Annotated in this window: 20 protein-coding genes and 1 riboswitch; of the genes, 5 read left to right on the top strand and 15 right to left on the bottom strand. The window is 64.2% G+C overall.

What is annotated here, in order from left to right; genetic code table 11:
* Positions 1-15: 15 nt before the first annotated feature.
* The 6 genes from ACSQ22_RS16275 to ACSQ22_RS16250 all read right to left on the bottom strand — a co-directional run bounded on the left by ACSQ22_RS16275 (position 16) and on the right by ACSQ22_RS16250 (position 6,708).
* The gene (locus ACSQ22_RS16275; protein ID WP_436130911.1) at positions 16-810 is read right to left on the bottom strand and encodes an ABC transporter ATP-binding protein; all 795 of its coding nucleotides are present in this window, start codon (positions 808-810) and stop codon (positions 16-18) included.
* Positions 807-1,841: a FecCD family ABC transporter permease gene (locus tag ACSQ22_RS16270; RefSeq protein WP_436130910.1), complete on the bottom strand. Its 1,035-nt coding sequence runs from the start codon at positions 1,839-1,841 to the stop codon at positions 807-809. The genes ACSQ22_RS16275 and ACSQ22_RS16270 overlap by 4 nt, the downstream gene beginning before the upstream one ends.
* Positions 1,838-2,740 (bottom strand): ABC transporter substrate-binding protein, encoded by a 903-nt coding sequence (locus tag ACSQ22_RS16265; RefSeq protein ID WP_436130909.1) that lies wholly within the window; start codon positions 2,738-2,740, stop codon positions 1,838-1,840. The genes ACSQ22_RS16270 and ACSQ22_RS16265 overlap by 4 nt, the downstream gene beginning before the upstream one ends.
* Positions 2,740-3,327 (bottom strand): bifunctional adenosylcobinamide kinase/adenosylcobinamide-phosphate guanylyltransferase, encoded by a 588-nt coding sequence (locus ACSQ22_RS16260; RefSeq protein WP_436130908.1) that lies wholly within the window; start codon positions 3,325-3,327, stop codon positions 2,740-2,742. The genes ACSQ22_RS16265 and ACSQ22_RS16260 overlap by 1 nt, the downstream gene beginning before the upstream one ends.
* Complete coding sequence (locus ACSQ22_RS16255) at positions 3,324-4,682, bottom strand: cobyrinate a,c-diamide synthase (RefSeq protein WP_436130907.1); 1,359 nt, start codon at positions 4,680-4,682, stop codon at positions 3,324-3,326. The genes ACSQ22_RS16260 and ACSQ22_RS16255 overlap by 4 nt, the downstream gene beginning before the upstream one ends.
* A gap of 142 nt (positions 4,683-4,824) precedes the next feature.
* Entirely contained in the window at positions 4,825-6,708 is a 1,884-nt protein-coding gene (locus ACSQ22_RS16250; RefSeq protein WP_436130906.1) for a TonB-dependent receptor domain-containing protein, read from the bottom strand.
* A gap of 81 nt (positions 6,709-6,789) precedes the next feature.
* Positions 6,790-7,028: riboswitch (cobalamin riboswitch) on the bottom strand.
* Positions 7,029-7,064: 36 nt separating this feature from the next.
* Between ACSQ22_RS16250 and ACSQ22_RS16245 the strand changes: the two genes are divergently transcribed.
* From ACSQ22_RS16245 to ACSQ22_RS16235, 3 genes are all read left to right on the top strand, one after another.
* On the top strand, positions 7,065-7,295 hold the full coding sequence (locus tag ACSQ22_RS16245; protein ID WP_436130905.1) for a DUF904 domain-containing protein: 231 nt from the start codon (positions 7,065-7,067) through the stop codon (positions 7,293-7,295).
* On the top strand, positions 7,292-7,663 hold the full coding sequence (locus ACSQ22_RS16240; RefSeq protein ID WP_121506920.1) for a cell division protein ZapA: 372 nt from the start codon (positions 7,292-7,294) through the stop codon (positions 7,661-7,663). Before ACSQ22_RS16245 ends, ACSQ22_RS16240 begins: the two co-directional genes overlap by 4 nt.
* 399 nt (positions 7,664-8,062) lie before the next feature.
* Complete coding sequence (locus ACSQ22_RS16235) at positions 8,063-8,878, top strand: sulfite exporter TauE/SafE family protein (protein ID WP_436130904.1); 816 nt, start codon at positions 8,063-8,065, stop codon at positions 8,876-8,878.
* A gap of 52 nt (positions 8,879-8,930) precedes the next feature.
* Here the strand turns inward: ACSQ22_RS16235 and ACSQ22_RS16230 are convergent, their stop codons facing one another.
* Both ACSQ22_RS16230 and ACSQ22_RS16225 read right to left on the bottom strand, forming a co-directional pair.
* On the bottom strand, positions 8,931-11,375 hold the full coding sequence (locus tag ACSQ22_RS16230) for an EAL domain-containing protein (protein ID WP_436130903.1): 2,445 nt from the start codon (positions 11,373-11,375) through the stop codon (positions 8,931-8,933).
* Entirely contained in the window at positions 11,372-12,670 is a 1,299-nt protein-coding gene (locus ACSQ22_RS16225; protein WP_436130902.1) for an HD-GYP domain-containing protein, read from the bottom strand. The genes ACSQ22_RS16230 and ACSQ22_RS16225 overlap by 4 nt, the downstream gene beginning before the upstream one ends.
* 10 nt (positions 12,671-12,680) lie before the next feature.
* On the opposite strand from ACSQ22_RS16225, the gene ACSQ22_RS16220 reads away from it, so the two are divergent.
* Complete coding sequence (locus ACSQ22_RS16220) at positions 12,681-12,812, top strand: hypothetical protein (protein ID WP_255354189.1); 132 nt, start codon at positions 12,681-12,683, stop codon at positions 12,810-12,812.
* 78 nt (positions 12,813-12,890) lie between these two features.
* On the opposite strand, the gene ACSQ22_RS16215 is transcribed toward ACSQ22_RS16220, so the two are convergent.
* Positions 12,891-13,649 carry a sulfite exporter TauE/SafE family protein gene (locus ACSQ22_RS16215; protein ID WP_436130901.1) on the bottom strand — a complete coding sequence of 253 codons (759 nt, stop codon included), beginning with the start codon at positions 13,647-13,649 and terminating at the stop codon, positions 12,891-12,893.
* Positions 13,650-13,654: 5 nt separating this feature from the next.
* On the bottom strand, positions 13,655-15,037 hold the full coding sequence (gene hemN, locus ACSQ22_RS16210; RefSeq protein WP_055395207.1) for an oxygen-independent coproporphyrinogen III oxidase: 1,383 nt from the start codon (positions 15,035-15,037) through the stop codon (positions 13,655-13,657).
* A 187-nt stretch (positions 15,038-15,224) separates the two neighbouring features.
* Between hemN and fnr the strand changes: the two genes are divergently transcribed.
* Complete coding sequence (gene fnr, locus ACSQ22_RS16205) at positions 15,225-15,947, top strand: fumarate/nitrate reduction transcriptional regulator Fnr (RefSeq protein WP_218299410.1); 723 nt, start codon at positions 15,225-15,227, stop codon at positions 15,945-15,947.
* Positions 15,948-16,015: 68 nt separating this feature from the next.
* Here fnr and ACSQ22_RS16200 read toward each other — a convergent pair whose 3' ends face one another.
* From ACSQ22_RS16200 to ACSQ22_RS16180, 5 genes are all read right to left on the bottom strand, one after another.
* On the bottom strand, positions 16,016-16,309 hold the full coding sequence (locus ACSQ22_RS16200; RefSeq protein WP_055395203.1) for a hypothetical protein: 294 nt from the start codon (positions 16,307-16,309) through the stop codon (positions 16,016-16,018).
* Between the two features lie 51 nt (positions 16,310-16,360).
* Entirely contained in the window at positions 16,361-16,642 is a 282-nt protein-coding gene (locus tag ACSQ22_RS16195; RefSeq protein ID WP_055395201.1) for a FixH family protein, read from the bottom strand.
* Between the two features lie 73 nt (positions 16,643-16,715).
* The gene (ccoG, locus tag ACSQ22_RS16190) at positions 16,716-18,161 is read right to left on the bottom strand and encodes a cytochrome c oxidase accessory protein CcoG (protein WP_436130900.1); all 1,446 of its coding nucleotides are present in this window, start codon (positions 18,159-18,161) and stop codon (positions 16,716-16,718) included.
* A gap of 86 nt (positions 18,162-18,247) precedes the next feature.
* Positions 18,248-19,165, bottom strand: coding sequence for a cytochrome-c oxidase, cbb3-type subunit III (ccoP, locus tag ACSQ22_RS16185; RefSeq protein ID WP_436130899.1), 918 nt, complete (start codon positions 19,163-19,165; stop codon positions 18,248-18,250).
* A gap of 24 nt (positions 19,166-19,189) precedes the next feature.
* Positions 19,190-19,327 (bottom strand): cbb3-type cytochrome oxidase subunit 3, encoded by a 138-nt coding sequence (locus ACSQ22_RS16180; protein WP_055395194.1) that lies wholly within the window; start codon positions 19,325-19,327, stop codon positions 19,190-19,192.
* Positions 19,328-19,340 lie beyond the last annotated feature (13 nt).

The raw sequence follows: 19,340 nt of genomic DNA, 5'->3' as shown, positions 1-19,340 counted from the left end.
AATCCATGTGTTGTTTCATTGGCTGTGCTTGCGCTGCATCGATGGCAGCGCCATCCACATGCCATCCAGATGCCGCACGTGGATGCGGTGGTCAAACACGCTCTCCAGCGCCTCATGCGTGGCGGGTGCATCGCAGGCGCCCTGGTGCAGCACGCGGCCCTGTGCCATCACCACCATGTCGTCGGACTGCAGTGCCAGCGACACCTCGTGCAGCACGCTGACCACCGTGCCCCCCGCATCGACCAATGCACGCATGGTGTGCAGCCAGTCGGTCTGGTGCGGCGGGTCGAGGTTGGCCAGGGGCTCGTCCATCAGCAGCACCTGCGCCTGCACCGCCAGGGCGCGGGCCAGCAGCACGCGCTGGCGCTCGCCACCCGACAGCTGCGACAGCGGACGGTGGCGCCAGTCCCAGGCCTGCGTGGTGCGCAGCGCCTGCTCCACCGCTGCGTGGTCGGCCGCACCCGGCGGTGCCAGCCAGGCCTGGTGCGGCAGGCGGCCGAGCATGGCCACGTCATAACTGGTCAGGTCGTCGGCCGAGCCTTCGTTCTGGCCCAGCCAGGCGAGCTGGCGGGCGCGTTCGCGCGCAGGAATCTGTACCAGCGGGCGGCCCAGCAGCAACACGTCGCCCTGCACCGCCACACGTGGCAGCAGGCCCGCCAGCACCTTGAGCAGGGTGGACTTGCCCGCGCCGTTGGGGCCGACGATGCTGGTCCAGCGCCCGGCGGACAATTGCAGGTCAATGCCCTGCAATATTGAGCGATTCCCGATGCTGGCGCTTATTCCATTTGCACTGATAGCTATTGATTTCATAGTGCACCCCCTTGCGAGGTGCGCCGGTGCATGAGCCACAGCAGATAGGTGCCGCCCAGCGCCGCCGTGAGCACGCCCACGGGTAACTCCTGCGGCGCCAGCAGCCAGCGCGCCAGGATGTCGGCCGCCATGAGCAGCACCGCGCCCATCAGGCTGGAGAGCACGATGTGCCGTTCGTGTGTCACGCGCACGATGGAACGCACCAGGTGCGGAGCCGCCAGCCCCACAAAGGCGATGAGCCCCGTCTGCGCCACCGCCGTGCCCGTGGCCAGCGCCATGGCAGCCACCAGCCCCACACGCATGGGCATGAGTGGCAAGCCCAGGCTGGCGGCCGTGGCCTCGCCCAGCGTGAGGCCGTCCAGCGCACGTGCCAGCATCCAGGCAACCACCGAGCACAGCGCCCAGGCCACGGCCATGAGCAAGCAGGCCGCCCAGCCCACAAAAGCCGTGCTGCCCAGCGTGAAGGCCTGCATGGCCTGCAGGATGTCGGGCGAGGCCAGTTCCACGAGGTCACGCAGCGCGCCCAGCACCACGCCCACAATCACCCCCGCCAGCAACAAGCGCAGCGTGTGCTGCACGCCCTTGGCGAGCAGCAGCGTGAGCACCACCGCCCCCGCCGCGCCCAAAAATGCCATGCCCGTGATGCCGATGCGGGCCATCCACTGCGCCGCCACCGGCGACACCCCGAAGAGCGCCATGGCGACAGCCCCGCCCAACGCTGCGCCCGAGGCGCTGCCCAGCAGGTACGGGTCGGCCAGCGGGTTGCGAAACAACCCCTGCGCCACTGCGCCCGACAAGCCCAGCAGCGCGCCCGCCAGCCAGGCGCCCAGCGTGCGCGGCAGGCGGATGTCCCACACGATCTGCCAGGCCACGGGATCGCCGTGCATGCGCAGCACGCTGTCAAAGCCCGTGCTGCCCACGCTGGCGCCACACAGTGCCAGCAAGACGCTGGCCAGCAGCAACCAGGCAGCGCACCACGCGGCGCGGCGGGTGGCGGAACTGGTGGGCACACCGATGGAAGCGCCGGTCATGGGGCCTTTTCCACCAGGCAGCGTGCCATGATGCGCGCGGCTTCGGCCATGCGCGGCCCAGGGCGCACCACCACATCGGAGTCGCCAGGACCAAACACGCACAGCCGGTTCTCGCGGATTGCGCGCATGGTGGCCCAGCCGGGGTACGGCACCATAGCCTGCATGCTGCGGTTGCCGATCATGATGATGTCGGGGTTGGCGCGCACGACGAACTCGGGGTTCAGGCGCGGAAACGGGCCCAGCGATGCGGGCACCACATTGCGCACCCCCAGCCGGGTGAGGGATTCGCCGATGAAAGACGCTTCGCCCGCCCCGTACGGCCCCCGGCTCACTTCAAAGTACACCCGCGCATTCCGCGCCTTGGGCGGCAGAGATTGCGCTGCCGCCTCCACGCCGGCGTCGATCACGCGCCAGAGGCGGTCGGCCCCCTGCGCACGAGGCACGCCCAGCAGGTCGCTCACGGTGCCCAGCACACGGCGCACGTCGGCATGCGTCTTGGGCTCCAGCTGCACGACGGTGAGGCCCAGTGCCTCCAGCCGGTCGCTGGCACGCGAGCTGACGGACATGAGCACCAGGTCCGGCTTGAGCGCTACGATGGCCTCGATGCTCGGGTCCAGCCCGCCGCCCACCTTGGGCAGCTTGGCAATCACGGCCTCCGGCCAGTTGGAATAGCGGTCTACCCCCACGAGCCGGTGGCATTGCTCCAGCTCGCACACACTTTCGGTCAACGAGGGCAGCAGGCTCACGATGCGCTGCGGCGGACGGGGCAGCGAGACCTCGCGGCCCTTGTCGTCCTTGATGTGCACGGGCTGTGCACGCGCCAGGCCAGCCATGAGCAGGCCCAGCGCAATCACGATTGCGATCACCCAAAGGATGCGGCGCACGGGGGTGGGTTTCATCAGCGAGGTTCTTTCAAGGTAAGCGGCAGGCCAGCCGCCATGAGCGTCACGCGGGGGCACACCTGCGCCACCTGCTGGTTGAGCGTGCCGAGTGCATCCACAAAAGCGCGCACCTCGCGCCCCATCGGGATAACCCCCAGGCCAATTTCGTTGCCCACCAGAACAACGGGGCCAGGGGATTTCCGAATCGCTACCAAAAACATAGCTGCCTGTGCTTGCCAATCAAGCGCTAGACCCTGTTTTTGTTCAAAACTCATGGCTTCCACACCCACGGGCATGGTCCAGCGGGTGAGCCACAGCGTGAGGCAGTCCACCACCAGCAGGGTGTGCGGCGTGCTGAGGCGCGTGAGGGCTGCGGCCACGTCGTGCGGCTCTTCCACCGTCTGCAGGCCGGGCACGCGCTCGGCACGGTCGCGCTGGTGGCGGGCAATGCGCTCACGCATTTCGTCGTCCCAGGCCTGGCCCGTGGCGATCAGCACGGCGCGGTGGTCGCTGGATTGCGCCAGCCAGTCGCGCGCCAGCAGCTCGGCGCGGCGGGACTTGCCGCTTTTCTGGCCGCCCAGAATCAGTTCGGTGGTGATGGTCATACCGATGCGCCCCCCAGCAGGTGGGCCACGGCTTCGGGGCTGGACGGAAACCATGCGTGGAAATAGCTCGCGTGGATGCTGCCCTGCTGGTACAGCGCCTCGCCCGCATCCCGCGCAACCGCCTCGTTCGGGCGCGCCGTGCGGGCCACCACGGGGGCGCTGCTGTCGCTGGTCGAATAGTGGAAGGTGTGGCCGCGCAACGTGTGTCCTGCCACGGTCAGTTGCTGCGGCCCCAGCGCTGCCAGGCGCTTTTGCATGGTGACGTGACCGAGCAGCAGGCCCCACAAAGTGGCCGTGCTGCCATCGGCCAGGGTGATGGATTCAAACAGCGCCATCATGCCGCCGCACTCGGCCCACAGCGGTTTACCTGCGGCCACATGGGCGCGCAGGCTGGCTTGCATCCCGGTGTTGGCCGCGATCTTCGCGGTGTACAGCTCGGGGTAACCGCCGGGCAGCCACACCGCGTCGCAATCGGGCAGCACCGCATCGTGCAAGGGCGAGAAGAACACCACGCTCGCGCCCATCTGCTCCAAGCATTGCACGTTGGCAGCGTAGATGAAGCAGAACGCCGCATCACGCCCCACGGCCACCGTACGGCCTGCGAGCAAAGCAGGCACGGCAACCGTGGATGCAGGCGCCGGAAAGTCCACGGCCCAGCGCTGCAGGTCCTCCAGCGTCATTTGGCCCAGCGGCGTAGCAGCCAGCGCATCGGCCGCTGCGTCCAGCCGCTGCAGGCTGTCGTCCAGCTCGTGCGCGGCCACCAGGCCCAGGTGGCGCTCGGGCAGCAGCGCCGCACCGGCCTTGGCGGCTAAAGGCGCATTGCCTGGCTGCACCCGCATCAGCGCGCCCATCCAGTCGTCGGCATCTTGCAAGCCGTCACGCAACATGTCGGCATGGCGCGCGCTGCCTACGCGGTTGGCCAGCACCCCCGCCCAGGGCAGGCCCGGCCGGTAGTGGCGCAGGCCATAGGCCAGCGCGCCAAACGTGCCCGCCATGGCCGAGGCATCGACCACCGCCAGCACCGGCACACCAAAGTGCCGGGCCAGGTCGGCCGCGCTGGGGCTGCCGTCAAACAGGCCCATCACGCCTTCGATGAGGATCAGGTCCGACTCGACGGCGGCGTCGCGCAGTCGCTGCGCGCAGTCGGCCTCACCGTTCATCCACAAATCGAGCTGGTGCACCGGCGCCCCGCTGGCCAGCAGGTGCCAGTGCGGGTCCAGAAAATCCGGCCCGCACTTGAAAACCCGCACCCGCCGGCCCTGGCGCGCATGCAGGCGCGCCAGGGCGGCAGTGACGGTGGTCTTGCCCTGCCCGGAAGCCGGGGCGGCAATCAGCAACGCGGGGCACCTGGTCATTTCAGCCACCCTGGGGAACACATGCCCAGCATGCCTATGAAACTGGCACGCACGATGCCAGTGCCACCGTGGAACTGGCTCCGCCAGGCCACGGGTGGCGTCCCCCCGCGGGGGGAAGGCGCGCAGCGCCTCAGGGGGGGCTTCACTGCGGCGCCCACTTCACACCGACGTAGACCGTGCGGCCTGCGGTGGCATAGGTGCGGGCCAGCTGGTAGTCCTTGTCGGCCAGGTTGTCGATGCGGGCCAGCAGCGTGTAGTCGCGCGCAATGCGGGTACTGGCGTACAGGTTGACCACCGTGTAGCCACCCAGCACATTGGTGTTGGCCACGGTGTCGAAGCGGCGGCCGGATGCCTGCACTTCGGCGCCCACGGTCCACCCCGCCAGGCGGGTGTCGGCGCCGAAGGTGGCGTGCTGCTTGGCACGGCGCGCCAGCTGCTTGCCGGTGTCCAGGTCACGCGGGCGCTGCAGGTCGATGGAGCCGTGCAGCTGCACATCGCCCAGGCGGTGCGATCCCGCAAACGTCACGCCCTTGTATTCGGCCCGGGCCGTGTTGGCGTAGCAGCCAAAGTCCGACAGGCAGGTGCCGGGGCCAGAGAACGAAATCAGGTTGCTCACACGGTTGCGAAACAGCGTGGCCGAGAACGTGCTGTTGCCCTGGGCGTAGCGCAGCGCCACTTCGGCATTGCGGCTGCTTTCGGGGCGCAGCGTGGCCACGCCGTATTCGCTGAAGCGGTGGTACAGCGTGGGCGCGCGGAAGGCCGTGCCCACCGATGCCGTAGCGCGCCACTGCGGTGTGATGGCGTAGCCGTAGGCCACGCTGCCGGTGCTCTTGCCGCCAAACTCGCTGTCGGAATCGTGGCGCAGGTTGAGCTGCACGGTGTGGCCTGCAGCGTTGTAGCCGTAGCCCAGGGCCAGCGCGTCCTGCGAGCGCTTGGCATCGATGGGGGCGTTTTCGAGACGGTCTTCGCGGCGCTCCAGCGCGGCCGTGACCAAGTGCGCGCCCTGGCGCCATTCGTTCTGGAAGTAGTAGCCACGCAGGCGCGTGTCGCTCAGGTAGGGCGAGGGGCGGGTTTCGTATTCATCGCGCGAGTCGGTGATGGACAAGCGCGTCTTGTAAGCGCTGCTCCACTGGGCAATCCAGTTGAGGCCCAGGGCGTGCATGGTGTGCAAGTTGCGGTCGTCCTTGCCCAGCCCGCTGTCGTAGCCGCTGTTGGAGTCATTGACCATGAGCGTTCCCTCCAGCCGGTGCGCCGCATCGACCTGCAGGCCCACTCGGGCATGGCCTGCCGTGGTGCGGTAGCCGTCGCGGTCAGGGTTCTGGGTGGCCACCGTGCGGGCGTTGAAGCCCTTGCTGTCATCGCGCGCAAAGCCCAGCGCGTAGTCCACGGTGCCGCTGGCCCCGCTGATGCCGGCCTCCACCTTGGTGGTGTTGTGGTTGCCAATGCCCACGCCCACATACGGCGCCGTGCCGTTCTCGCCGCGCTTGGTGAAAATCTGCACCACGCCGCCCATGGCATCCGATCCGTATACGGCGCCTGCGGGGCCGCGCAGCACTTCGATGCGATCGATGAGGCCGAGCGGAATGCTCTCCCACGGCGCCCCCCCGGTGGACTGCGAATCGATGCGCACCCCGTCGATGTACACCGCTGTGAAGCGCGATTCGGCACCGCGCAGGAATACACCCGTGGTGGCACCCGGGCCGCCATTGCGCGAGAACTCCACACCCGGCAGACGGGCCAGCAGGTCGGCCAGGCCAGTGGCGCCGCTGCTTTCGATGGTTTCGCGGTCCACGATGGAGATGTCGGCCACCAGGTCGGACAGCGGCTGCGGCGTGCGCGTGGCGGCCACCACGGTTTCGGCGAGCGAGGGCGCGCGCAGGTTCTGGGCCAGCAGTTCGCCGGTTGCCGGGGCACTCTGGGCCAGCGCACTGCAGGCGCTGCCAACCGCCAGGGTCAACAGGGCCACACGGTGGGCAGGCAGGCGCAGCAGCGCCACAGGGCGCGCACGAAGGGTACGGATTTTCATGGGGATCATCGTCAACAAACAACCCGGGCCGGCCTCCCGCCAGCATGTGGGTGATACAGCCGCGCAGCTCCAAAAAGGGCGCACGCAGCCACCGTGTTGGCCGGTATCCGGGCTGGCGGAACACCCCCCCAATGCCTTCCCATGCGCTTGTTCAAGGCGCTCAGTGGCGTATGGATGGAGAGAGAGTCGAAAGACTCGTCCGCTGACCGTTGCGGGGGCAGCGCAGGCTGGGCGTGTACCGGTGGTACTGCGCCTCCCTGCTTCCCGTTGAACTGCGGCATGTGAACCACACCGCGAGCACCAACCGCGCGATTTTACGGCTGTTTACAGCCTGCAACCCTACAATCGGGGGCTGTATGGCCACACCGTCCCCCACCGACCAGATCGCCGAGCGCGTCGACCGCCTGCTGCTGCGCCAGGCAGAACTGCAACGCACCAACGCGCTGCTGACCGATCAGGTGGCCGCGCTGACGCAAGAACGGGACTCCCTCAAATCCCGCCTCAGTGCCGCCCGCGCCCGCGTGGATGCACTGCTGGAGCGCCTGCCCGCCGCAGCCCCTGCCGCTGTCACCAAGGAAGCCGAATGAAGCAAATCGAGGTGCAGATCCTGCAGCAAAGCTACCTGCTGACCTGCCCCGAGGGCCACGAAAGCCGCCTGCTGGATGCTGTGGAGCGTGTCGATACCGCGATGATCCGCATCCGCGATGCGGGCAAGGTCCGCGCCCGCGAACGCATTGCGGTGCTGGCGGCCTTGAACCTAGCTTTCGAAATCGCCGACCGCGAGGCTGCCGACCTGGCAGCAGGTGCCGCCGCCAAAACGGCCAGCCCCACCATCGCAACCGCTGCCAGCACGGGTACGCAGGAAACCCTCCTACCCGACGAAGACCAGCAGCGCCTTCATGCCCTGGTGCAGCGATTGGATCAGGCATTGGGCGACGACGGCCGCCTTCTTTGACAGCCCCCCAGCACAGCGCCAAGCCTGCCGGATTGCCCCCGATCTGCACCCCTCAAAGCTTACGGGCTTTACATGGCCCCAAACACTCAACCCGTGCAGGCAGCGCCTACAATGGCGGTGTCTGCGAAGCCGCCGGGCTTTATATTTCCTTGAACCAATGCTCAACGAGCTCGGGCTTGGTACATTGCCCGGTGAGCGTGATCATCTCGCGTCAGATGAACCCAACGCTTGGCTGCCCTCGCCCACCTGAACCCCCGGTTCAGGATGAGAGTCCGGTGGCATTCGCAGACACCTTCTTCCCCATGCCCCTGTCCACGCAACCCCACGCTGCAGCATCTCCGACAGGGCATCTCCCCGCCTTCCCTCCCCTCTTTCCACCCCTTTGTCTGACGTCGCGCCATGCTCGATCCCCTGCTGATTGTTGAACTCGGTGTCCTGGGCCTGGCCACAGGTTTTCTGGCGGGCCTACTGGGCATTGGCGGCGGGATGCTGCTGGTCCCGTTCTTGACCTACATCCTGGGCGCGCAAAAGGTCGCACCCGATCTGGCGGTGAAGATGGCGATTGCCACCTCGATGGCCACCATCATGTTCACGTCGATCTCCAGTGTGCGGGCCCACCACCAGCGCGGCGCCGTGCGCTGGGACATCGTCAAGCGGCTGGCGCCTGGCATCGTGCTCGGTGGTTTCATTGCGAGCCTGGGCGTGTTTGCGCTGCTCAAGGGTTCGTTCCTAGCCATCTTCTTCGCGTTGTTCGTGAGTTTTTCGGCCACACAGATGTTTCTGGACAAAAAACCCGCCCCCACGCGCCAGATGCCCGGTGGTGCAGGCCAGGTGGCGGCAGGTGGCGTGATCGGATTCCTGTCGGGCCTGGTGGGTGCTGGTGGCGGGTTCGTGAGCGTGCCATTCATGACCTGGTGCAACGTGCCCATCCACAACGCGGTAGCCACCAGTGCGGCGCTGGGTTTTCCCATCGCACTGGCCAACGTGGTGGGCTATGTGATCGGAGGGCAGAACGTGGAGGGATTGCCAACCGCCTCGCTGGGCTACATCTGGCTCCCCGCCCTGGCCGTGATAGCGACCTGCAGCGTGCTCACCGCGCCACTGGGCGCCAAAGCAGCACACAGCCTGCCAGTCAAGCAGCTCAAGCGTGTATTCGCATCGCTGTTGTTCGGACTGGCGGCGTACATGCTCTGGAAGGGCATCGCGGCGCTTTAAGCGTCTCTGGACCGCCCCCTATGCTACCGGGGGGCCGTAGCACCAGGTTGCCTTAGTTCTGGACCGAACTGCGCCGCCCCCGCGCTTTCAAAGGCAAGGGCCTGGCAAGCATGGCGCGAAACTCCTGGGCAGAAAGCCCTGGCGCGCAGAGAAATCCCTGGTAGTGGTCGCACTGCATCTGCAGCAACACCGCCTGCTGAGTTTCTGTTTCCACCCCCTCTGCCACCACCTCAATGTGCATGGCACGCCCCATGCTGATGATGGCACTCACGATGGCCCGGTCTCCATCATCGTCGGGCAGGCCACGCACAAAGGACTGGTCGATCTTGAGCTTGTGGATCGGCAGCTTCTTCAGGTACGCCAGGCTGGAATACCCGGTGCCGAAATCGTCGATGGCGAGTCCAATGCCAAGCCCGGCGAGCACACGCAGGCGCTGCTCCATTTCCTGTGCATCCTGCAGCAGGATGGTTTCCGTCAGCTCCAGCTCCAGCAGCGTGGGCGGCAACTGGTGCACCGCCAGTAGCCGGGTGATGCGGTCCACGAAATCAGGCTGCCGGAACTCCAGCGCAGACACGTTCACGGAAATCATGATCGGCATGCCACTGTGCATCCACACCGCCGCCTCACGCACGGCCTGCTCCATGACCCACGCGCCCAGCGTCACGATGTAGCCAGACTCCTCCGCCAGGGGGATGAACTGCCCAGGTGATACTGCACCGAACTCCGGGTCGGTCCAGCGTATCAGCGCTTCGGCCCCCGTGATGCGCCCGGTGGCCATGTTGACCTGTGGTTGGTAGTGCACTGCCATGCGGTCAAGCCCCAGCGCCTGGCGCATCGCATGCTCCATCTGCATGCGCGACAGCAGATTGGCATTCATCTGCGGCTGGTAAAAGCCATAGCTACCCCGGCCGCGCTCTTTGACACGGTACATGGCCGTGTCAGCCTGCTTGATGAGATCGTCCAGCGTCGCACCGTCCTGTGGGTACAGCGCCATGCCGATGCTGCACTGGATGGAGAAGCCCATGCTGTCAAGCATGAAGGGCTTGAGCATGTCGTCAAGGATGCGGCGCGCCACGCTCTCAGCCACCACGGCATCACCGCCATGCAGGTAGATGACAAATTCATCGCCACCCAGTCGACACAACATGTCCGTCTGGCGCAGGCAGGCCTGCAGGCGCTCGGCCACCAGTTGCAGCACGCGGTCACCGAAAGGGTGGCCGAGGGAGTCATTGATGATCTTGAAGCGGTCGAGATCCAGAAACAGGATGGCAAAGCCCGTGTCGCTCTGGCGCGCCCCCTGGATGGCAGTGTCCACACGCTGCGACAACAGCAGACGGTTGGGCAGGCCCGTGAGTACGTCGCTGTAGGCCAACTCCTCAATGCGCTTCTGGGCGGCGTGCTGCAGCGTCAGATCCCGCATGAAGCCGATGCTCTGCACCAGACGCTCTTCGTCGTCGCGCAGCGCCACCCATGACAACTGCACTGCGCAATAGGTGCCGTTGTCACGGGGCAGCCACAGCTCGCCTTCCCAGAAACCCTCCTTGGCCCACCCCTGCAGCACCTGCTCCATGAAAGCCGCGTCCGACCCACCACCGAACAACGACGCCGCCAGGCAGCCTTCAAACGATTTGGCAGACGGCCCCACCAGCCGCTCGCAGCCTGGGTTCATGCGCAAGACCCTGTGCTGGCTGTCGGCGATGAAGATGGCGTCCAGGCTGGACTCGAACACCCGTGCGGCCAGTCTCAGGCTGGCCTGTATCTCGGTCTGGCGGGTGATGTCCCGGTACGAATACACCCGCCCCACGGGCCGCCCCTGGCTGAACTGCGGCACGGTGCGCAACTCCAGCACCAAGCCATTTCGCAACACCAGAATGTCGGTGCTCTCCTGCATCGGCTCTCGGGCGATGGCAGCCAAACGCTCCGCATAGGCACGTGCGTCCTCAACCTGGGCCTCCATGTGCGCATAGACAGCCGCATCGTCGCGCCGCACCAGCAAATCGCGCGGAATATTCCACAGTTGCGCAAGCCGCTGATTGAAAGCCCGCACCCGGCCATCGAGGCTGCACACGAGCATGCCGTCAGCGGCAGAATCCAGCGTGGCGCGCAGCTCAGAAAGCAAAGTTTCCAGCTCGCGCTCGGTCGATTCCTGGACACTGCGATCCAGCATGGTCAGCATGAAGACCGTGCCAGAAGCGACCTCTGCAGGAACGCGCGTCACCTGACGATTGACCGGAACCAGGGTGCCGTCAGCGCGCAAAAGGCTGGTGTGGGAATGAATGCCATCTGCAACCACCTGGGCCGACTCCCCCCAGAACGCCATGTCCTGCGGTGTGGAGGCCAGACGCAACACGGGCGTACCCACCATCTCGGCCACAGGCAAGCCCACCAGCCGCTGCGCGGCGGCATTCGCGTGAAGGATGAGCAGGCTGGTCTCATCGACCAGCCAGACGGCCTCCTGTAAACCGTCGAGCCAGCCGTGGGACTGCGAAACGGTCACGACCCTGCCTCTTCGGGACCGGGGCTGACCGCACGCTCGAAAAAGTAACAGATACGCTGCCGCGGAGAGAGGTAGTCCAGCGCATCGCGCGGCAGTTGCGCAGGCTTGAGGCTGCGCCGGATACCCAGCTCGGGCACAGTTTCCAGGTCCAGGATGGGAGCCTCATCCTTGGGCACCCGGGAGTCATGGACGATGACCTTGGGCCGCAGCGGACGCGAAGAGTTGACCGAGGCAACAATCGCATAGCGGTCGTTCACCAACTGGACGATGGAGCCCGGCGGGTACACCCCCATCATGCGGATGAATGCCCCGAGCACCACGGAATCGAAGCGCGCCTTGAGCTGTGCAAAGATGACCGACAAAGCCTCGTGGGGTGTGAGCGCATCCACTCCATTGGCGGGATTGCACATGCGATCGTAGCGATTGACGAGGGCGAGCACCTGGCTCGCGCGCCCCAGATCGGACCCCGACAACCGCAGTGGAAACCCACTGCCATCGGCCATCTCATGGTGCCGAGCAACGGCGGTAATCACAGGTTCGGGCAGCCCCATGCGCGTGGCCAGTGTCACGGACTCAGCCACATGGGTCTCGTAACGCGTACGCTCCATCGGAATCATGGAGGGCGTAGGTTGCCTGAGATTCGGCGGCAGCTTGAGCTTGCCCAGATCATGAATCAGCGCGGCAATGCCAAGGTCGTGCAGCTCGGCACTTTTCATGCCCAACGCACGGCCCAGCAGCAAAGAGATCACCATCACGTTGATCGGGTGCAGGGCATTGCGCTCGCCCACCCCTTCCGACAACAGCCGGATGACAGAATCACCGTTTTCCAGGAGTTCGGCCACGCAACCTGACACCAGCGTTTCGCCTTTGGTACGGGCCTGGTCGGGGTGCTCCGAGACGACACGCTCCAGCGCCTGGTATTGCCGCGTGGCCTCCCCAAACCGCTGATTGCAGGCCGCCAGCGTCCGGTTCTGGGCCTCCAGCAATTCACGCCTGCGCTGCGCCTCTGGGTCCACCGTGGCAGTAGCTGTCGAAGCCTCAGGTGCACTCGAAGACGATGCCTTCATTTCCGGCACGCTCCAGGCTGCAGGCACGAGTTCCCTCAGTTCTGGATCGCTCTTTTTGGGAAAGTACCGCACCTCGGTGAGCCCCAGCTCACGCAAGGTGGCAATCTGCTCCGCCGCCGCCACACGAAAGCTGCTCACCGGGAACGGATGGTGCAACCAACCCACGTCGAGCTGGATGTACATGCCGACACGCAGTTGGCTGATGTCGATGAGGATGGAGGAGTTCACTTCAAGGCGTGTGAAACATGGCGACGTCAATGCCACCAATAGTTACACAGATTATCGCCAGTTCGAGGGACTTGTCGAAGGAGTGCGCCTGCGCCGCAGCGGCACGGCAACACTTGCCTTTCTCACCAAGGGCAAGCGTTGATCACCCTTGTATAGACATGGATTTACGAGGCCTCCCGAACCCCATCGAGCGGCAGCTTGCGGATGGGGGAACTGCTGGCTAGCGGCACCACAACGACGGTTTGTAGATCAGGTCCATCCAGAGTGCCCAGCTGGCCACGGCGCACAGCAAACCTCCTGCGATGCGCGTTCCCCAGTCCGCACGTTTCGCATTGACCCCTGCTTTCAGCCGAATCCACACCAAGGGCCCGCCCACCAGCCACACACCACTGCCCAGGCCAAAAAGCGCCATGCTGAGCGCCCCTTCCAGAGGCCCTCCGCTCAGCGCAGCCACGAGCAGCGCGGAATAGAGCAGGCCACAGGGCATCAAGGCCCAAAGCCCACCAGCAACCAGAACCCCGCCGGGTGCACTGACCAGAGGCCGCACACGCGCCCATACGGTACGGCCCGCCTGCTCTACCCACAGGGGCTGGCGCGCCTGGATCACCATCATCAAACCCCACGCCATCACCGCAACATGCATCAGGGTCCACGCAGGGCGAAGTGCCACGGTTTGCTGGGTCAACCATGCCAGGCTGTCCATGGCCCATGCAGCCAAGCCACCCGCCATAGCGTACCCGGCCAAGCGGCCAGCATGAAAAGCGACGGCGCGCCGAATGACACCGCCACGGGGCACCCACTGCACTGTCTGCACCGTCGGGGGAGTTGCCTGTGGCTGCGCATCGCCACCGGCTGTGGAGGCCATGCCCACACCGCCCTGCCCGATCAATGCCCCACAAGGCGCAGAACACATGGCCAAACAATGGGACCCGCCCACGAGTCCCATCAGCAAGGCGGTTGAGGCGACCGTAGCAATCATGAGAATCAGATGATGCGCGAAAAACGGGCGCGGTTGCGGTCAGCCTGCAGGTAACGGTCAAAGACCATGGCAATGCCGCGCACAAAGAACCAGCCCATGGCAGTGACCTCGACCCCATCGGGCCGCACCACCACAAGCCCCTGCTCGGCCATGGTTTCCAGTTGCGCCAGCTCCGCAGAGAAGTAGTGGCGAAAGTCGATCAACCACGCTTGCTCCATGGGCTCAAACAACAGCTCGCCTTGGCACATCAGGGCCATGATGACCGCGCGGCGCACAAGATCGTCGCGCGTCAGGGCCAACCCACGAACGACGGGCAGGCGCCCCTGGTTCAGAAAATCGTAATACTCATCCAGGGTCTTGGCATTTTGGCTGTAGGTGGCTCCGACACGGCCAATCGCAGACACACCCAGGCCGATCAGGTCGCAATCAGGTTGCGTACTGTAGCCCTGGAAGTTGCGGTGCAGACGCCCCTGGCGCTTGGCGACTGCCAATGCATCCTCAGGCAATGCAAAGTGGTCCATGCCCACATACACGTACCCAGCATCCATGAAGGCGTCCAGCGAACGGGAGAGCATCGACACCTTGCCTGCTGCCGCTGGCAACTCGGCCGAAACAATACGGCGTTGAGGCTTGAAACGTTCTGGCAGATGGGCATACGCGTACAACGCGATACGGTCAGGCCGCAGCTGCGTAACCTGGGCCAGCGTGCGGTCAAACGACTCTGGCGTCTGCCGAGGCAGGCCGTAGATCAAATCCACATTGATGGATTCAAAACCCAGCGAACGTGCGGACTCCACCAGCGAAAACACCTGCTCGGCAGGCTGTATGCGGTGAACGGCCTTTTGAACCTCAGGATCGAAATCCTGCACCCCAAAGCTCAGTCGGTTGAATCCCAGTTCCGCCAGCACTGCAAGGCGGTCCGCATTGACGGTGCGAGGGTCCACCTCAATCGAATACTCCCCGCCCGGCGCCAACGAAAAGCTGCGTTTGAGCATGCCCATCAGCTCCCGCAAGCCCTCGTCCGATAGAAAAGTGGGCGTGCCGCCACCCAGGTGAAGCTGACTCACCACCTGCCCCGTGCCGCAGTGTGCTGTGTGCAAGTCAATCTCGCGGCTCAAATACCGCAAATACACCTCTGCCCGATCATGGTGTTTGGTGATGATTTTGTTGCATGCGCAGTAGTAACACAGGGACTCGCAAAAGGGGATGTGCACGTACAAAGACAGCGGCAAGGCTTTCGTCATGGAGCCCAGCCTGCGCTGCTCCAAGGCAAGTGCGTAGTCGTCCTGCCCAAAGGCCTCGACGAAACGGTCAGCTGTTGGGTAAGAGGTATAACGGGGCCCTGGCACGTCGAAACGGCGCAGCAGCTCGGGCGAAACAGCGGTCATGGGCAAATTCCTTGCGTACACTTCGACTGTGCCGTAAGCTGCACTCCATGTCCTTGACCTGCATCAAGTGATGGACCGGGACGAAGAGCGACAATTTGATGCACATCAGTCGCCCACCCGCACCCAAAGGCCCAGCCTGTTAGGCATATGGGGCGATATGCTCAAACCTTACCCAGCCTCTGTTCCTATGAACCCGCTCACCATCAAAGTCGCCTGCTCCAACTGCAACCTGCGCGAGCTGTGCATGCCGGTGGGGCTGAGCGAGGAACAGCTGCAGCGCATTGACGAGGTCGTTGCCGTTCGCCGCAAGATCAAACGCGGTGGAACCCTTTTCCGCAACGGCGAATCCTTCACCTCGCTCTATGCCATTCGAACCGGCTTCTTCAAAACATGTGTAGCCACCGAAGACGGGCGTGACCAGGTCACGGGTTTTCAGATGGCAGGCGAGATCATCGGCCTTGATGGCATCGTGAATGACCACCACACCTGCGATGCGGTGGCCCTGGAAGACGCGGAAGTCTGCGTCATGCCGTTTGACCGAATCGAAGAACTGTCCCGCGAAGTCACCGCCTTGCAGCACCATGTGCACAAGATCATGAGCCGCGAGATTGTCCGTGAACATGGCGTGATGCTGCTCCTGGGCAGCATGCGCGCTGAGGAGCGCCTGGCCGCGTTCCTGCTCAATCTGGTTCAGCGCCTGCACGCCCGGGGGTTCTCGCAGTCCGAGCTCGTGCTGCGCATGACCCGCGAAGAGATCGGTAGCTACCTGGGCCTCAAGCTCGAAACCGTGAGCCGCACCTTCTCCAAGTTCGTGGAAGAAGGCATTGTCGAGGTCAAGCAGCGCCATGTGCGCATCCTGGAGACCGAGGCCCTCAAGCGCATCGTGAACAACCAGCAAGCCTGCCACTGAACCTGCTGTCGTCTGCCATCCTGGCAGCCCTCACCACATTGACCTTTGCCAATAGGTGGCACTACCGCTCAAGGGCACGATGATGTCTTGCGGCAGTCATCGGGACGCTCGCCTTCGGGAACCGGGCAACGGTTAAGTTCAAACGGTGACATGGCCAGCAGCGTGGTCAACGCGCTGGATGCCATCGTGATCATCCAGAACGCAAAAAAGGCCAGCGTGTACACGCCCTGCCGTGACAATGCCAACGGCTGCCCAAACCAGTGAAGGTCTTGCGGGTCCACCATCGCAAAAACCAGCATTTCCATCACACCGGCCATCAAAAAGGCCGGCCATGCAATCCACATCACGCGTTGCATCCACATTGGTTTGTCTCCTGGTAAGGCCGTGTAGGCAAGCCGCCCGGCCAAGTGGGTTCAGCGCGGCTGGTCCTGGACCGGGGTGGCCGCGTGGTTGCGGCCCTTCATGGCTGGCAACAGGCTTTTTTCTGGGGTGGCCAGTGTCTTGTTGATCTCGATGCCCTGGCGGTAATAATCTTCCGCGACCACAGGGTCGGGGCGCGATATCGCGAGCCACAGGGTCACAAACCCTGCAATGATCACGATCACGGGACCGGCGATGATCAGCCACACATGGCCAAATCTCCACCAGGGTGCAGCGGCAGAAGGGGCAGTGCCGAGGGCGGAACTGGATGGCATGGTGCTTACTCCTCAAAAATTATCTTGCTCAAAGCAAGACCCGCGAAGGTCTTGCACCCGGGCGCGCGCCGCGTTATCGCGGCACCAGAAACACGGATTTCTCGCTCACATGGGCGTCCGCGCCCAAGGCCTGCACATCGAACTGCACGGCATGTGATCCTGAAGGGGCTGATCCATAGGGTATCTGCAGACGGACGGCCACCCACCGGGACTCCGCCGCACCGATGTCCACCTCGGCATCAGAAGCGACTTCCAGCCCTTCAAGGCCACGCACACTGATGCGATAGCGCTGGGGGCCTTCAGTGGCGTTCATGATCTGCAGGCGGTAGATGTTCTCCAGCTTTCCACCCGCCACGATGCGCGACAGCGCCGCCCGATCACGCACCACATCCACCTTCAAGGGCGTGCGTGTGGCAAGGCTGGCCATCATGCCTACGCACAGGGCGACCAGGACCGCGCTGTATATCAGCACACGTGGCCGCAGCACACGGCGCAGGATCTGCGACTGACTCCACCGTTTGGCCACGCCGTTCTGCGTAGAAAACCGGATGAGCCCGCGCGGATACTGCATCTTGTCCATCACGGTATTGCAGGCGTCCACGCACAGGCCGCAGCCGATGCATTCGTACTGCAAGCCCTTGCGAATATCGATGCCCACGGGGCACACCTGCACACACAGCGAGCAGTCAATGCAATCGCCCAACCCCTGGGCCTTGTAGTCGATGTTCTTCTTGCGCGGCCCACGCTGCTCACCGCGTTCTGGGTCGTAGGTAACGATCAGCGTGTCCTTGTCGAACATGGCGCTCTGAAAGCGCGCATAGGGACACATGTATTTGCACACCTGTTCGCGCATATAGCCAGCATTGCCATAGGTGGCAAAGCCATAGAACAGTACCCAGAAAATCTGCCAGCCACCCTGCACCGCCAGCAGCTCTGCCCCGAGTTCGCGGATGGGCACGAAATAGCCCACGAACGTGAACCCCGTCCACAACGCCACGGCAATCCAGATGACCTGCTTGAAAAACTTCTTGCGAACCTTCTCGAAGGTCCAGGGCCCATTGTCCAGCCGAAGCCGTGCACTGCGATCACCTTCGATCTTGTGCTCGATCCACATGAACATTTCGGTGTAGACCGTTTGCGGGCACGCAAATCCACACCAAAGCCGCCCTGCCACCGCCGTAAAGAGGAACAGGGATAACGCCGAGATAATGAGCAGGCCCGTGAGATAGATGAAATCCTGGGGGTACAGAACCAGGCCGAAGATGTAGAACCGCCGAGCCCCCAGGTCAAACAGCACCATCTGGCGCTGCCCCCATTCAAACCAGGGCAGCCCGTAGAAAACGATCTGCGTGAGAAACACCATACCCCAGCGCCAACGCGCGAACAGGCCACTGATGGAACGCGGGTAGATCTTCTTTTGCGCTTCGTACAGGGAAACAATCTCGCCCTGCGATGAGGCATCGGACGCAACCGGCGCTATCGGGATGACCTTGCGAGCAGGCTCGCTGGGTGGGTTCATGATGGTATCGGTCCGTTTGCTTCGTGGTTCTCAGTTTGCGCTGCCCCCAGGAGCAGTGCCTGGGCACTGCTCCAAATGGCCAAGGCTCAGCGTGCAGCGGCCTGGGTGCCGTTCGACAAGCCCCAGACATAGGCCGACAGCACACCGATCTGCGCTTCCGTCAGCTTGTCCGCCTGGGCGGGCATCTGGTTAACCTTGCCGTTGTTGACCATGGCAGTGATGGCCGCCTCGCCCCAGCCATGCAGCCAGATGTCGTCGGTCAGGTTGGGGGCACCCAGTGCCTGATTACCCTTGCCGTCCATTCCGTGGCAGGCTGCACACGCCGTGAACTTGGACTTGCCCAACGAAGCACGCAGCGAGTCATGCGGGCTGCCCGAAAGACTCAGCACATAGTGCGAAAGATTGCGCACATCTTCGGGGGAGCCCACTGCGGTAGCCATGGGAGGCATGTTGCCGATACGGCCCTTCTCGATGGTTTCACGGATCTTCTCGGGTGCACCGCCATGCAACCAATCGCCATCAGCCAGATTGGGGAAACCCTTGCTACCCCGGGCGTCCGAGCCATGGCACTGCGCGCAGTTGTTCATGAACAGGCGCTCGCCAATGGCCTGGGCCTGAGGATCCTTGGCAATGTCTTCCGGCTTCATCGATGCAAAGCGGGCATACAGCGGCTCCAGCTCGGCCTTGGCCTTGGCCATCTCAGCCTCGTATTCACCCTTCTGTGTCCAGTTGAGCTTGCCGGAAAAGCTGCCCAGGCCTGGATAGGCGGCCAGGTAGCCCAGGCCGAAGATGATGGTGATGACAAACAGCCACACCCACCAGCGTGGCAGGGGGTTGTTCATCTCGACCAGGTCTTCGTCCCAGACGTGGCCGGTGGTGTTGTCGGACGTGGCCATCACCTTCTTGCGGCCTGCCATCCAAAGCAGAATGCCGCAGGCGATGATGCCGACCAGGGTCAGCGTGGTCACAAAGACCGACCAGAAATTGCTGGTGAAGTCACTCATGGGGTGTTCTCGTTCTGGTGAAGGTCAATCTTGCTCAAAAGGCAGCTGGGCGGCCTCGTCGAACCGGGCCTTGTTGCGGCCTCGGTAGGCCCAGACCCAGATGCCAATGAAACAGGCCATTGAAGCCAGCGTGGCCACAATGCGCATGGTGGTGATGTCCATGGGGATATCTCCT

This window comes from Acidovorax sp. LjRoot38 (assembly GCF_964252975.1).
GTDB lineage: Bacteria > Pseudomonadota > Gammaproteobacteria > Burkholderiales > Burkholderiaceae_C > Acidovorax > Acidovorax facilis.
The sequence above is the reverse complement of the archived record's forward strand: the minus strand, read 5'-3'. Positions and strand labels throughout refer to the sequence as shown.

What these genes read in the sequence shown, in the direction of transcription:
- ACSQ22_RS16275 (WP_436130911.1), bottom strand. Translation starts at nt 810, where the DNA reads ATGAAATCAATAGCTATCAGTGCAAATGGAATAAGCGCCAGCATCGGG.
- ACSQ22_RS16270 (WP_436130910.1), bottom strand. Translation starts at nt 1,841, where the DNA reads ATGACCGGCGCTTCCATCGGTGTGCCCACCAGTTCCGCCACCCGCCGC.
- ACSQ22_RS16265 (WP_436130909.1), bottom strand. Translation starts at nt 2,740, where the DNA reads ATGAAACCCACCCCCGTGCGCCGCATCCTTTGGGTGATCGCAATCGTG.
- ACSQ22_RS16260 (WP_436130908.1), bottom strand. Translation starts at nt 3,327, where the DNA reads ATGACCATCACCACCGAACTGATTCTGGGCGGCCAGAAAAGCGGCAAG.
- ACSQ22_RS16255 (WP_436130907.1), bottom strand. Translation starts at nt 4,682, where the DNA reads ATGACCAGGTGCCCCGCGTTGCTGATTGCCGCCCCGGCTTCCGGGCAG.
- ACSQ22_RS16250 (WP_436130906.1), bottom strand. Translation starts at nt 6,708, where the DNA reads ATGAAAATCCGTACCCTTCGTGCGCGCCCTGTGGCGCTGCTGCGCCTG.
- ACSQ22_RS16245 (WP_436130905.1), top strand. Translation starts at nt 7,065, where the DNA reads ATGGCCACACCGTCCCCCACCGACCAGATCGCCGAGCGCGTCGACCGC.
- ACSQ22_RS16240 (WP_121506920.1), top strand. Translation starts at nt 7,292, where the DNA reads ATGAAGCAAATCGAGGTGCAGATCCTGCAGCAAAGCTACCTGCTGACC.
- ACSQ22_RS16235 (WP_436130904.1), top strand. Translation starts at nt 8,063, where the DNA reads ATGCTCGATCCCCTGCTGATTGTTGAACTCGGTGTCCTGGGCCTGGCC.
- ACSQ22_RS16215 (WP_436130901.1), bottom strand. Translation starts at nt 13,649, where the DNA reads ATGATTGCTACGGTCGCCTCAACCGCCTTGCTGATGGGACTCGTGGGC.
- hemN (WP_055395207.1), bottom strand. Translation starts at nt 15,037, where the DNA reads ATGACCGCTGTTTCGCCCGAGCTGCTGCGCCGTTTCGACGTGCCAGGG.
- fnr (WP_218299410.1), top strand. Translation starts at nt 15,225, where the DNA reads ATGAACCCGCTCACCATCAAAGTCGCCTGCTCCAACTGCAACCTGCGC.
- ACSQ22_RS16200 (WP_055395203.1), bottom strand. Translation starts at nt 16,309, where the DNA reads ATGTGGATGCAACGCGTGATGTGGATTGCATGGCCGGCCTTTTTGATG.
- ACSQ22_RS16195 (WP_055395201.1), bottom strand. Translation starts at nt 16,642, where the DNA reads ATGCCATCCAGTTCCGCCCTCGGCACTGCCCCTTCTGCCGCTGCACCC.
- ccoG (WP_436130900.1), bottom strand. Translation starts at nt 18,161, where the DNA reads ATGAACCCACCCAGCGAGCCTGCTCGCAAGGTCATCCCGATAGCGCCG.
- ccoP (WP_436130899.1), bottom strand. Translation starts at nt 19,165, where the DNA reads ATGAGTGACTTCACCAGCAATTTCTGGTCGGTCTTTGTGACCACGCTG.
- ACSQ22_RS16180 (WP_055395194.1), bottom strand. Translation starts at nt 19,327, where the DNA reads ATGGACATCACCACCATGCGCATTGTGGCCACGCTGGCTTCAATGGCC.